The 13,390-nt window shown below is 58.2% G+C and carries 12 protein-coding genes; 5 read left to right on the forward strand and 7 right to left on the reverse strand.

Annotated features, from left to right (window positions below; genetic code table 11):
• Together AB7828_RS06450 and AB7828_RS06455 are read right to left on the reverse strand one after the other, a co-directional pair.
• Positions 1–864 (reverse strand): alpha/beta fold hydrolase, encoded by an 864-nt coding sequence (locus AB7828_RS06450; RefSeq protein WP_441229717.1) that lies wholly within the window; start codon positions 862–864, stop codon positions 1–3.
• Between the two features lie 8 nt (positions 865–872).
• Positions 873–3,380: an alpha/beta hydrolase gene (locus AB7828_RS06455; protein WP_441229718.1), complete on the reverse strand. Its 2,508-nt coding sequence runs from the start codon at positions 3,378–3,380 to the stop codon at positions 873–875.
• A 132-nt stretch (positions 3,381–3,512) separates the two neighbouring features.
• Here AB7828_RS06455 and AB7828_RS06460 point away from each other — a divergent pair, with 132 nt between their 5' ends.
• The 5 genes from AB7828_RS06460 (at position 3,513) to AB7828_RS06480 (ending at position 6,916) form a co-directional block, all read left to right on the forward strand.
• Positions 3,513–4,439, forward strand: coding sequence for an alpha/beta fold hydrolase (locus AB7828_RS06460; protein WP_441229719.1), 927 nt, complete (start codon positions 3,513–3,515; stop codon positions 4,437–4,439).
• Positions 4,436–5,050 (forward strand): hypothetical protein, encoded by a 615-nt coding sequence (locus tag AB7828_RS06465; protein ID WP_441229720.1) that lies wholly within the window; start codon positions 4,436–4,438, stop codon positions 5,048–5,050. Before AB7828_RS06460 ends, AB7828_RS06465 begins: the two co-directional genes overlap by 4 nt.
• Before the next feature lie 83 nt (positions 5,051–5,133).
• The gene (locus AB7828_RS06470) at positions 5,134–5,781 is read left to right on the forward strand and encodes a CoA transferase subunit A (RefSeq protein WP_439066445.1); all 648 of its coding nucleotides are present in this window, start codon (positions 5,134–5,136) and stop codon (positions 5,779–5,781) included.
• 3 nt (positions 5,782–5,784) lie between these two features.
• Positions 5,785–6,435, forward strand: coding sequence for a 3-oxoacid CoA-transferase subunit B (locus AB7828_RS06475; RefSeq protein ID WP_441229721.1), 651 nt, complete (start codon positions 5,785–5,787; stop codon positions 6,433–6,435).
• A 22-nt stretch (positions 6,436–6,457) separates the two neighbouring features.
• Positions 6,458–6,916 carry a MaoC family dehydratase gene (locus AB7828_RS06480; RefSeq protein WP_441229722.1) on the forward strand — a complete coding sequence of 153 codons (459 nt, stop codon included), beginning with the start codon at positions 6,458–6,460 and terminating at the stop codon, positions 6,914–6,916.
• Between the two features lie 17 nt (positions 6,917–6,933).
• Here AB7828_RS06480 and fabI read toward each other — a convergent pair whose 3' ends face one another.
• The 5 genes from fabI to AB7828_RS06505 all read right to left on the reverse strand — a co-directional run bounded on the left by fabI (position 6,934) and on the right by AB7828_RS06505 (position 13,309).
• On the reverse strand, positions 6,934–7,725 hold the full coding sequence (fabI, locus tag AB7828_RS06485; RefSeq protein WP_441229723.1) for an enoyl-ACP reductase FabI: 792 nt from the start codon (positions 7,723–7,725) through the stop codon (positions 6,934–6,936).
• A complete protein-coding gene (locus AB7828_RS06490; RefSeq protein WP_441232201.1) occupies positions 7,722–8,936 on the reverse strand; it encodes an acetate/propionate family kinase in 1,215 nt (404 codons plus the stop codon). Before AB7828_RS06490 ends, fabI begins: the two co-directional genes overlap by 4 nt.
• Before the next feature lie 5 nt (positions 8,937–8,941).
• Complete coding sequence (locus AB7828_RS06495; RefSeq protein WP_441229724.1) at positions 8,942–9,904, reverse strand: phosphate acetyltransferase; 963 nt, start codon at positions 9,902–9,904, stop codon at positions 8,942–8,944.
• 28 nt (positions 9,905–9,932) lie between these two features.
• Positions 9,933–12,155 carry a DUF3141 domain-containing protein gene (locus AB7828_RS06500; protein WP_441229725.1) on the reverse strand — a complete coding sequence of 741 codons (2,223 nt, stop codon included), beginning with the start codon at positions 12,153–12,155 and terminating at the stop codon, positions 9,933–9,935.
• Positions 12,156–12,232: 77 nt separating this feature from the next.
• Positions 12,233–13,309, reverse strand: a complete 1,077-nt coding sequence (locus AB7828_RS06505; RefSeq protein WP_441232202.1) for an AI-2E family transporter — start codon at positions 13,307–13,309, stop codon at positions 12,233–12,235.
• Positions 13,310–13,390: the final 81 nt, after the last annotated feature.

The following is a 13,390-nucleotide window of genomic DNA, read 5'->3' on the forward strand; positions in this document are numbered from 1 at the left end:
CTATTTCGAACGCCCTCCGAACCATGCGCCGAAATAGCCTGCATAGAGCGCGGGTAGTTCAAGATTCATCGAATGCCCGATACCGGGCACAACCACGAGCCGGCAATCTGGCATTACCGCAGCCATCGCCCGGAGATCGGCTGGCGGAATCCAGCCATCCTGTTCGCCCCACAACACCAGATGGGGATGCTGGATATCCGGCATGCGGCGTTTGAGTTCTCCACTTTCTCGCTCGCGGGTAAGATTGACCGGCGTGCCGATCCAGATCCCTTCAGAAACACCGAAGGTCTGTTCGATGATGCGCTCAAACAGCGCCTGAATTTCCCCGAGCCCTTCGCGAAAACGTGGGATCGCATTTGGCGTCAGGCTATCTGGCAAGAATAGCGAGGACGCCGCGCTGGCCATTACCGTCCGCGTGAGTTGCTTGCTTGCCATCATCGCCCGAAAAACGCCGATCTGATCGGCGTTGAAGGCCATACCGAGCGGTGAAACTGGATCGAGAGAGAATACGCTCCCAAAGCGCTCCGGTTGCATCAACAACATACGCGCGGCAATGATGCCGCCCGTTGAGTGCGTAGCAAGATGGCAGAATTTGACGTCCAGAGCGTCGAGCGCGGCTAACATATCCTCCGCGTGCTGCTGCATGGAGTAGTTGCTATAGTGGGCTGCAGGTTCCGGTTGGTCGCTGTCGCCACAACCGCGCCAGTCGATTCCAATCACGCGCAGTCCGGAAGGAAACAGTGGTGCGGCGATTTCGATCCAATCCTTGCTGGCGAGGTTGCCGTGAACGAAGACGACGCTAACGTCGCCTCGTCCCCACTCCCGCCAGCCCAGAGAGACCTCACCTGCCCGCACTCTTGGCATGTATCACCCTACTTGTTCAGGCCGGCAGTCGGCGCGGCTCCCGGCGGCGTCGGTGCTACAGGGACGGCTGACGCGACAGCTCCCCTGATCATACGGTCAGTGCCGAGTGGTGAACTGGTGTCGAGGGTTCCCTTCGTTACAAAATCGACCACGTCTGCGGAGTATTCAACTGGATTGTCCGTATGGATGAAGTGTCCGGTCTCCGGATAGATTTTGAGCAACGGCCTGTTGCCGGCATTGGTCATGCGCGACATGAACGGCGTAATGACGTCACGTCCCAGGTCGGTTAGCCCGTTAAAAGCAGGCGTCGGGATAAATGGCTCCTTGTCACCGAACGCGAGGAAGATCGGCACCTTGATCTCCGTCAGCCGTTCGTAAAGGTTCTTCGGATCGTCCTGCTGCAATTCTGCCCCGATCGTATAGACGTCGAAGATGAAGACGTTACACCACTGCTCGAGTTCCTTGGGATCTCCCTTCGTCAACCCAACACGTTGGTCCGTATGGAAGCGGGCATACTCGCTGTCATTAAAAAAATATCCGCTCTTGGCTGCTGACACCACTCCAGTCTCAGCGTCACGTTTCTTAAAGTAAAAAAAGTCGCGGATGTTCTGCTCAGACCGCCCGATTTCAGCTTTAAGTATTCCGGTCTGCTCCCACCCCTGCTTCCACCTGTCGAAATCACGGCCGAAGGCCTCATCGAACAAGCGCGCTTTCTTGTCTTTGGCGATCGTGATGTCGCGCGGGTACTCCTCGAGGCCAGAAGGCGCCTCGAGCGCAAGGCCTTGCACTGCGTCCGGCCAGGTCAGCGCGTAACCCATCGCGAACTGACCACCAAGCGAGTGTCCAAGGTAGTATGCCTTTTTTACGCCGAGCTGATTGACGACGAGATCATAGATTACCTCGCGCATATCCTGCATGGTGCGCGCCGGGCTCTTATCAATATTGCCGGGGCCGGACATGCCGTAATGTGGAAGGTCCGGGACGATCACGCGCAGGCCGCTGCGCAGCGCATACTGCATGACATTGCCGTAGTGCCCACCAAACGCGCCCTTCCCGTGGATAATGACGAGCACCTTAGGATCCTTATCCGTGCCGGCATACTCATCCATGTAACCGATCTGCCATGACGTTCCGCGCTTGTCCTTTGCGGTCGCGTATTTGACCGGATAAGGATAGGTTACGTAGTCCTTCCAGAACGACCTGGTCTTGTCGATATTATCGGCAACGGCAGGCACTCGATAATTCTTGTCGACAAATCTCTGCGCTCGATCGAGGCTTGCCACATCATCCATGAACGAGACGAACTTCGGATCGTTCTTACGATTGTTGATGATCGGGAATACGCCGTAATGGGCGACCGGGCTTTCCTCTGAGATCAGGTCCGCGCCGGGTACGCGATCGACGGCGCGCTGGGCGAGCTTGAAGTTCAGCCAGAGGTCATTGGTGATATGCATCACCAGGGTACGCGCCTGAATGCGGCCGAGGTAGGGATTGACGTTGTAGGTTTCGCCGACGCGATTCCGCCAAACCAGATCAACCGCATCATACAGCTTGGAACGGTTGTTCACATTGAGACCGGCCTTCTCGTTCGGCGGATCCCAGTAGAACACCTCGGGTTGGACCGATGCAAAACTCTGGGTCGTCCTGTAGCCGAAATCATATCCGGTCAGGCCCAGCACCGACCAGCCGAAGGCCATGCCCGGCAAGGGATGTTTTTCCTTGGGAAGCTTGTAGTAATCACCTTTTGTGGATTGCCATACCGGATCAGACTGGATCGCAGCCGTCATCAACTGAAAAGTCCAATTTCCGACGGGATCTTCGGCGTCGGATTGGGTCGTGCCGCCGATCGGCATAAGCGCGCCGATATACTCTGGATGCAGCACACCCCAGACGTAGGTCTGCGTCCCGCCCATCGAGACGCCAGCGACCAGCGCCACGCGCGCAACTTTCAGGTGGTCACGCAGCATCCGGTAGTTCGCCTGCACCATATCAAAATAGCTGTACTGCGGAAATTTGATACCGAGACCGTCTGATGGCTTACTGGCACCCCAGGTCCCCAGCGGATCGACCATAATGACATAGTATCGGTCGGTATCGATCGGTCGCCCCGGACCAATGATCGGCACGCCGCCCGACAGGGCAGCGCCCTTGACCCATTGCTCATACATGTCAGTGGAGTCGCCGGAATAGTAAGAGTTGATCACCACCGCATTGGTGATTTCGCCGGCCGCATTGCGGCGCGCATTTCCAATCGCGACATACGCGGTGCGCAGTTTTCCGCCACCGAGCGACTCCAGCGTGACGCCGCCCTCTCCGCCGTTCTCCCACTTTGTCGGATCGTTCAGATCATACTTACCGCCCAACCTGAAGTTTGACACGTCATAGTACTTCTTCAGCCCATCATGCTGCACTTGCGACGAGCGGCGTGTGAAGGGTTGTGCGGCCGAAATTGCAGTACCAACCAGCAACAGGATCAGGCTAACGAAGCAATGTTTCATGGCAGATCTACCGGTCATGACGGTCTCCCTCCGGATGATGTTTTGTGCATATGTTGAGGGGCTCAATCAGGAAATGCTTGATCTAGCTCAATAGAATTCGTCTTCGACCACTGATTATTGCGGCGATCAAATCGCCAACCGGTCAGCGCAATGCCCTTCCTTAGCTACGGTTCATATCGGATACGTTATGAGCTCGACGGACCGACGGGCGCGCCTGTCTACGTTCTAGTCAACGGACTGACGCAATACGCGGAATTGTGGACGGCCTATCGCGACGCACTGGTGGCGCGTCACTTTCGCGTCGCGACGTTCGATCTGCTCGGCCAAGGTGCGTCCGACAAGCCCGCGCTGTTCATCCGTCAGGATGACCACGTCGCCGCATTGCATCTCCTGATTGGAGAACTCGGCGACGGTCCCATTTTTCTGAGTGGCATCAGCTTCGGCGGCCTTATCGCACTGCGTTACGCGATCGAACATGGCCATCGGCTGACTGGTTTGGTGCCGATGAGCTGCTTTGCCGAGCTACCGCCTCAACTGTATCTGCTCGGCAATGCCTTGCGAACCGGGCTGGTCCTTGGCGGTACCAGCTATCTTCAGGACCTACTGCTGCCAATGAACGTCAGCGACCAGTGGCTGAAGCCGGTTTTGGAAACGCTCGACAACGTCAAGCGGCAAGGCTGGCTTATCAATGACGTTTACGCCCTGCAGAATCTGATGGAGTCTTTCCTCGACTTCCAGCCTTTGACGCCGCAACTCCCTCTAATCGGCGTACCAACGATGATCCTCAACGGTGAATTCGACTTTCTGACGCCACGTGCACTCCACGAGACCCTGCGTATCCAAATTCCAGACAGCTCGCTTGTCATCGTTCAACGCGCCTACCATGCCTTTACGCTGGAGAAACCCGCGCTCACCGCCGACCTGCTCGCACGCTTTGCAGAGGATGTGCTGGCGGGGGGCTGGCAAGGCAACAAGGCTGTCTGGATTGCTCCGGAAGAAGCCGGCGGGCAGCTCGTTCCATTTCCAGCCGGCTACGACCATCTGCGAGCGATACCAGTACAGGAAACGATACGATGAGGGCGTTCTTCGGACCACTCGACCCCGAAGGCCGCGTGCCCTTACATCAGCAAACACGCGTCGCAGCATTCTTGATCTCGGCCCACGGCGCGTTGGCGCGACACTTCGCGTTCGCCCTGCCACTCAAGCTCAAATCCGCCTGGCAGACCGAATTGAATGCGCAATTCTATCGAGAAGCGGAAATCGTTTCCCTGTTGCTGCGCGCGACATCATGGATACCCGATCTTGCACTGAGCTATTTGGCAGCGTCTTGGGAAACGACATGGCTCCCAAAGCCCATCGAGGGCATTGACGATCCCCCCCTGGCACTGGCGGGTGATTTGGCTGCCCGCGCGCATGCCATACATGCTGGAATTCGGCCCGCCGCCCTCTTGCCGGTCGAAGCCGACACGCATGATCCATTCGTCACGGCGCTGCGCCGTATTGAATTTGAAAGCGGCCGCCTGCTGCAAGCACAGATCCTTCTTCTAAAGAGCCCGGATCTGACGCCCTTCCGTGAAGCCGTGAGCGCTACTCTCGAACAGCGCCACGCAGAGATCCGCAAGCTCTGGGCGGAAGCCCTCGAGGGCGTGGGAGTCTCTGTTCGCGAAGGAAATAATGACAAGTCTTGACGCAGATCAAAGGAGCACCGGCTTGGTACACCGACACTTCTTCACCATCGGCTCTCCTGATCGACTGTTGACGGAGCTCCATTATGAAGGCTGTTTCTCTGGAAGATGCCATTGCGATGATCCCGACCGGCGCAAGCATCATGGTCGGCGGATTCATGGGTGTGGGAACGCCGGAGCGCCTGCTCGACGAACTAGTGCGGCAGAAGAAGTCGAACATTTCTCTCATCAGCAATGATGCGGCCACCCCCGGTAAAGGTGTCGGGAAACTATTCGAGGGCGCACAGGTAGCCCACATGATCGGGACCCACATTGGCCTCAATCCGAAGGCTCAACAGCAAATGCTGGGCAAACAGATCACCGTTGATCTGATCCCGCAGGGCACTTTCGTCGAGCGCATTCGCGCCGGTGGCTGTGGGTTGGGTGGCGTATTGACGCCGACTGGCGTCGGGACGCTGGTCGAGGAAGGCAAACAAAAGATCGACGTGGGCGGGAAGAGCTATCTGCTCGAGACCGCCCTACGCGCCGATTTTGCGCTTGTGCACGCATTTCTTGCCGACTACGCCGGCAACCTGTCCTACGCCCTCACGGCCCGCAACTTCAATCCGGTCATGGCGATGGCGGCGGACACCGTCATCGTCACCGCGGAGCATATCGTCCCGGTCGGCGTCATCGCGCCCGACCACGTTATTACCCCCGGCCCCCTGGTCGATTACCTCGTCGCGAACGGGTGATCTATGGATGCACAAACCATTATCGCCCGCCGCGTGGCGCAAGAGCTTCGGCCGAGCAACCTCGTCAATCTAGGCATCGGCATTCCGACGCTGGTCGCTAACTATGTGCCGCCAGGGTTGAACATTTTCTTTCAGTCCGAGAACGGATTGATTGGCACCGGTCCCATCCCCGAGCAGGGCATGGCTCATCCGCTGCTGACCGATGCCGGCGGCAAGCCGATTAGCGCGCTGCCCGGCGCCGCCACCTTCGATAGTGCGATGTCGTTCGGTTTGATCCGCGGTGGCCATGTCGACATCACCGTACTCGGTGGTCTGCAGGTAGATGCCGGCGGGCGGCTCGCCAACTGGACGATCCCCGGCAAGATGGTGCCAGGTATGGGCGGCGCGATGGACCTCGTTAGTGGTGCCAAACGTGTAATCGTTGCCATGCAACACGCAGCCAAGGGAAAGTCTAAGATTGTTGCCAAATGCAACCTACCACTCACCTCGGTTCGGCCAATCGATCTCGTCGTTACCGATATGGCGGTCATCGCCTTTCCTGGCGGCAACGCAACTTTGCAGGAGACGGCGCCCGGCGTCACCATCGCCGAGGTACTGGCGGTGACGGAGGCCGAGCTCGTCGTTCCAGACAAAGTTCCCGAAATGAAACTGTAACCTGTGGAATCGGATCACATTCATGCGGATTTTCAACGGGTTTGAAGAAATCAAGGCCGCCGTCGGTACAGAGGTCGGCGTTAGCGACTGGATTGAGGTAACGCAGGATCGCATCAACAAGTTCGCGGAAGCGACCTGCGACGAGCAATGGATTCATGTCGACCAGGAGCGCGCGGAAACGGAGATGCCGGGTGGTAAGACCATCGCTCACGGCCTGCTGTCCTTGAGCTTAACGCCGATGTTCATCCGCTCGGTGATGGGTCTGAAGGGGCTGAAGAATACCCTAAACTATGGCGCAGACCGTATCCGCTATCTCTCACCGGTGCCGGCCGGCTCAAAATTGCGCGGCCGCGTCAGCATAGCGGAAGCCGAGGAAGTGCCACCCAACGGCTTGCGCACCCACTATCGCGTGACAATCGAGATCGAGGGCGGCAAGCGCCCTGCCTGCGTCGCTGAGGTGATCGGTCTACACTTCAGCTGAAGCAAAACCACCACCCGTCAATCGATAATGTGGTAGCCGCCATCGACATAAAGCACACTTCCAGTGATCAGCTTGGCACCGTCGAGCGCAAGGAATGCAGTCGCCCTCCCCACATCGTCAATGCTGACTAGACTGCGCGACGGCGCTTGCGACTGCGCCTTGTCCATCAGTTCGTCGAATTCCGGAATGCCGGACGCAGCGCGCGTTGCCAGTGGTCCAGGCGAGATCGCGTGTACGCGAATGCCTTTTGGTCCGAGCTCGGCGGCGATATAGCGCACCGCGGCCTCAAGGGCCGCTTTCGCGACACCCATGACGTTATAGTTCTTCACCACCATCTGACTACCGTAATAGGTCATGGTGAACATCGTACCACCGTTCTTCATGAGCGGCTCTGCCAGATGCGCCATCCGCATAAACGACCAGCAGGAAACGTCCATTGTCTTCTGAAACCCCTCACGGTCCACGTCGACAACACGGCCGTGCAATGCATTCTTGGGTGAGAAAGCGATGGAGTGCAAAAGGAAGTCGAGTTGCCCCCATTCCTTGCCGATCCGCTCAAACACCTTTTCGGTTTCTCCTTCAACCATCACATCAAGCGGCATGAAGATTGGAGCCTCCAGCGCTTCCGCAAGCGGCTCGACGTGCTTCTTGGCCTTTTCGTTCAGATATGTAACGGCAACATCGGCGCCGAGCGCTCGAAACGCTTTGGCGCAGCCCCACGCGATAGATTGGTCGTTGGCTATACCGACGACGAGTCCCTTCTTGCCTTTCAACGCGATACTGGTCTCGGGATATACCGGAATCTTCATGACACTCTCTCATGTTTCTGATCGTGCGTTTTCGGATTCACCAACAACGACAGCGTATGCTGCGCAATCATCAGCTCTTCATCGGTGGGAATGACATAGACGGGAACACGGCTGTCGAATCGCGATATCCTGCTGGCGTGTCCAGCATTCTCTCCTGGATCAAGCACGACGCCGAGCCAGGCAAGCCTCTCGCCAATACGCGCGCGGATCGATGCCGAGTTCTCACCGATTCCGGCCGTGAACACGAAGGCGTCGAGGCCCTGCAGCGCGGCAGCGAGCATGCCGGCGTGGAGCCCCACCCGGTAGACGAAGTATTCAATCGCAAACGCTGCGCGCGGATCTTCGCTGCTTTCAAGTTCACGCATGTCATTGCTGACGCCGGATAGCCCTTTCAGGCCGCAGTCCCGATAGAGAAAATCCTGCACTTTCGATATCGACATGCCTTTCTCCGCAATCAAATACAGAACGACTCCCGGATCGAGTTGGCCGACACGCGTTCCCATCGCGAGTCCATCGAGCGCCGTAAAGCCCATTGTGCTCTCGACACTCTTTCCATTCTTGATCGCGCCCATCGAGGCGCCACTGCCGAGGTGGGCGACGATCACGCGCCCGCCAGCGACGTCGGGCGCAACCTGCGGCAGGCGCTTGGCGATATATTCGTATGATAAGCCGTGGAAGCCATAGCGCCTGATGCCCTCGGCATGGAGCTGGTACGGAATCGCATAGTGGTCCGCGAGAGCGTTGTGATCGCGATGAAAGGCGGTGTCGAAACAGGCGACCTGCGGCAGAGCCGGGAAGTTGTTCAGGATCGTTTTGATTGGCGCCAGGTTATGCGGCTGGTGTAGCGGGGCCAGCGAAATATATCGCTCCAGGCGCCCCACGACGCCGTGATCAATCAATACCGGATTTGCATAATCCGGCCCGCCATGGACGACGCGATGGCCGACGGCGACGGGGTTGATATTGAGTTCTTCGCGGAGCCACGCGCCGGCAACGGACATCGCAGCTGGCACGTCAGCCACGGCCTCGATCGGATAGGCACGATCGGCCATCGGCTCACCATTAGGTCCGTTCGCACGTAACCGCGGACGACTGCCGATTCCATCGATCTGGCCCTTGATCCGCCTGTATAAGTTCCCCTCTCCCTCGACCGAAAAGACCTGAAACTTGACGCTCGACGAGCCAGCATTGACGACAAGGATTGTGTCCATGGCCATCACCCAGCAACTGTTGGCGCGCGTTGACGCCTGGCATGCGCATAGAGCGACGCGATGGCGCAAGACGCCATCCGCGCGCGTGCCGTGTCGGCTCGTGACGTCAACACAACAGGCACCCGGGCACCGAGCACAATTCCCGCACCATCGGCCTTGGCGAAATACGCCAGGTTCTTTGCCAACATGTTGCCAGCCTCAAGGTTAGGAACAACCAGTATCTGCGCGCGGCCTGCGACCTCGGACTTGATACCCTTGATCCGCGCCGCCTCAACATCGATGGCGTTGTCGAACGCCAGCGGTCCGTCGAGCAATCCCCCGGTGATCTGACCTCGGTCGGCCATTTTGCACAGCGCTGCCGCATCGATCGTCGAAGGAATCGTGGCGGTAACGGTTTCAACCGCAGACAGGATCGCCACGCGAGGAGACTGGCCGAACCCGGCCTGATTGTAGAGATCGATGGCGTTCTGGATGATGTCTCGCTTGGCACCAAGGTCCGGGAAGATGTTGATCGCAGCATCCGTGACGAAAATGGTCTCGGTATAGGCCGGCACATCCATCACGAAGACATGGCTGATGCGCCGGTCGGTGCGTAAGCCGCCCGCCTTTGCCGTCACCGCGCGCATCAGCTCGTCGGTGTGCAGGCTGCCCTTCATCAGCATTTCGCCTTTGGCTGCGTGGATCAATTCGACGCCTTTGGCAGCAGCGTCCTCACTATGCGCGGCATCGGCGATTTCAAAGCCCGTGATGTCAAATCCGCCCTTGGCCGCGGTGTCCCTGATCTTCTGCTCGGGACCGACCAGGATTGGCCGAATGATGCCGGCCTTCGCACTGTCGACAGCTCCGCGTAGTGAGGTTTCGTCGCAAGGATGCACGACGACGGTTGAAACCGGCGGCACGGCCTGCGCCAACGCGATCAATCGATCATATTTACTGGGAGATTGTGCCTGGCTTGCATCGGTTGACATGATGTTGCTCCCCCCGTTTGAAATTTCTTTACGACGCTCGTGCCTCAGGGTCGAACGCGGCAACGTTTGACGCCCCCGCCTCTCCTGCGTCGACGCCGAACAACCCGGCGATCCGCGCCCAACGGCTCGCGCGTTCACCCGCGATGTCACCGCTGGCGGACAAAATCTCACGCATACCCGTAAAGGCCGATCGCTTTTGAGCACCGTCCGCGGGCAACAACTTCGGAATAGCGGCCAGCGCCCCTTCGGAATCGAGCAACAACATAAAAAACTGCTCACGCACCAACATCTTGAACTCAGGCAGCGTCAGTCGTGCTCCAGCGTGATCGCTCCGAACCTGACGCAGTGCCTCGATACTTCGCTCATCGACCATTCCCCGCGCAGAACCTACATAGAGCAATGAGCGCAAGGTCGCTTCGCGTAAGCCCCCTTGGGAAATCTTCGATTTTAACTCAGCGATCCTCTTGTCGAGCATCACGCGGTGTTCATCCGACATCTCCCGACGACGCGACGGCTCGGACTTCGGATCAATGCCGACGGCCGCCTGCAACGCCGGTGAACCATAGATGTTGAGGAACATGGCTTCGCTCAGCGCCTCCTGAGAGTCACGCCAGCTATCCAGCAGATGAACGATTTGCTCTCCCATCTGCTCCTGGAATGCCAGGAAGGGATTGTTCTTCGAGACCGGTTTACGGTTATCCTCAATGCCTTCGGCTGCGGACTTTACGGCGCTCATCCACGGATTTTTGCTGCTGAAGGCTTCATATTGCAGTCGTAACGGGTGCAGATTACGCATCATCTCCGCCATCTGCGGCGTCACTGCGTTCTTAAGCCAGGGTTGAACAAATTTTTGGTAGGCTGCGAGATTCATCTCAGAGACGCGCTTGGCCGCAGCGAAACGCCGCTCGTCCTCAGGCGAATTGCCACCCATGGCCCTGATATCATCGAGCGTCCGCGCCTCGCAGCGCATCACCCATTGGCCTACGACAAGGTCGGAGTTGGTGGTCTCCTCGCCCTTCGCCTCGAAGGTCGCTTCATAGAGACCAGGTGGCAGCACGTCTATGAGATCGATATTGCTAGAAAATTCAGCGTGTTCCTTCTTGGCGACGCCACCGGAAACGAAAATGCCGAGATGGCCGATGCTTTGGTGAACGGTATAGACAATCGTCTGCCCATACGCCCTGATCTCATCCACATCAGCATAGCAATCCAGTATCCAATTCAGCGCTTGTTGCGGCGGCGTAACGTTGTCACCCTCGGAACAAAACACCAGGATCGGTGACCTGATGTTGCGCAAATCCACCTTTTGTCCGTCTGACATCTCGACTTTACCGGCGGCAAGATTGTTGCCGATGAAAAGCTCGTCGACGATGAACTGGATTTCTTCGGCGTTCAGATTAACGTGCCCGCCCCACCAGCGCTCAAACTCGAGATAGCGATCCGCCTCGGTATCAATATTGGAGTAGACGTTATACTGCTTGGTCCACAGTGTGTTCGAAGGGTTCTGACTCTCGAAGTTCTGCACCAGCCACGCGCCATCGAATTTTCCCGCACCGAGATCACTGGTCATTGCGGTGAGCCAACTGCCACCCATGAGGCCACCCGAATAACGCATCGGATATTTGCCGTGCACGCCTTCCCAGTAAGCCAGCGGAGCCCCTGCAATGATCAGAGGCCCGAATAGCTCGGGTCGCAGTGACGCCAGGATCATGACGGCCCAACCGGCTTGGCAATTGCCGATGACGCAGGGCTTGCCGTCGGCCTTGGGATGCAGGCTGATGACCTTCTCGATGAACTGCGCCTCGGCGCGCGCAATGCGCTCGATGGTCTGTCCCAGCATAGGTTCGGGGAGAAAGCCGATGAAATAGCAGGAGTGCCCCGCTCTCATCGCTACGCCGATCTCACTGTCGGCCTTGAATCCGCCGATTCCCGGACCGTGACCAGCACGAGGATCGATCACGATGAAGGGGCGCCGCTCGATATCGATTTCGACGTCGTCTGGCGGAACGATGCGGACCAGTGCATAGTTGACGGGTTCGATCAGTTCGCGACCATCGATGATCAATTCAGCTGCATATTGCAATACATGCGGCGCTGTCTGCGCGACGTGCTCACGATACTGATCGCCGCGTTGGCGCATGACGTCCAGGAACAGCATGCTCCGCTGCCCCGCATCGACCATGTACTCCACTGCCGAGGCAACAAGCCCGGACATGGGGCCGCCTGGCAGGTTTGGCGTTTCCATCGACATGTTCCGACCTCATCGTCGCGCAAGCTCATTCAAGGGGTTTCCCGGCCCGCAACGTTGATCTAGGTCAAGGGTCTAAGTCAGTTCGGCGCGGGTTGGGAACGATCCTCACGCATCCATGCGGCGATCAACTCCCAGGCAACCGAGAGAACAATTGGCCCGATAAAGAGGCCGACAATTCCGTGCGCGAGCGTTCCGCCGATGACTCCGATGAAGATGACGATCGTCGGTGTCGTGAGCCCGCGCCCCATCACGAGCGGTTTCAATATGTTGTCGAGAATGCCGACGGCGGTGAGGAATAATGTCAAAAGCAGCGCTGTGGTGAAATCCTTGTCCATCCAGATCCAGATGATCACGGGAAAGAGGACGATTGCTGCGCCGATCTGAACAATGGTCAGCAACATGACCGCGAAGGCCAGAAGGCCGGCGCTGGGGATGCCGGCCATCTTGAAGCCTATGCCCGCCAGCAGGGCCTGCACGACCGCGACGCCGATCACGCCTTGCGAGACGGCGCGGATTGTCGCCCCCGCCAAATCCAGCAAATGTTCGCTTTGCTCATGGACGATAAGTGACAGAAGGCGCCTCCCGCCCGAGACCAGTTGAGGACCGTAGGGAAAGAGAAAGCCGGCTATAAGAACAGACAGGAGAAATTTGAGCGTCCCGACACCGGCGCTGCCCGCAAGTGTGAGCATCGTCCCCGCCAAGGGCTTCAAATACGGTGCAACCTCACGCAAGACCGCCCGGACGTTACTGGATGCCCGCCCCCAGAATTCGTAGAGCTTGGGCCCGACAATCCGCCATTCCTTGACCTGTTCGGGCGGTGACGGAATGGCTAAATTCCCGGCGGTCAGTTCACCGGCGAGTTGTCTCACCCCCTCCACTGCGCTCAAGCCTAGCCATGTCGCCGGCCCGACGACAACTGCAAGATTGACGATGGTGAGGATGACTGCGGCGGTCTTTGGACGACCGCCCAGCAATTTGGCCAGCCAGTTGAAAGCGGGGTAGAAGGCGACTGCAAGAACACCGCTCCAGGCCAGAATTGGCACGAAGGGACGGATCACGATAAATGTCCAGGTCACCAGCAAAGCCAGCAGTCCCAGCCGGACTACAAGCTGGATGATGACGTCTCCGGATAGAAATTGACGGACGGTTCTCACGGACGCGCCTTGATCTGTGCAGGTCGTGCGAGCGTTGCCGTTGCAGTCGCCCGCGGTCTTGATCCAGATCAAGCACCCGTC

The organism is Tardiphaga sp. 215_C5_N2_1 (genome assembly GCF_052076055.1).
GTDB classification, from domain to species: Bacteria; Pseudomonadota; Alphaproteobacteria; order Rhizobiales; family Xanthobacteraceae; genus Tardiphaga; species Tardiphaga robiniae.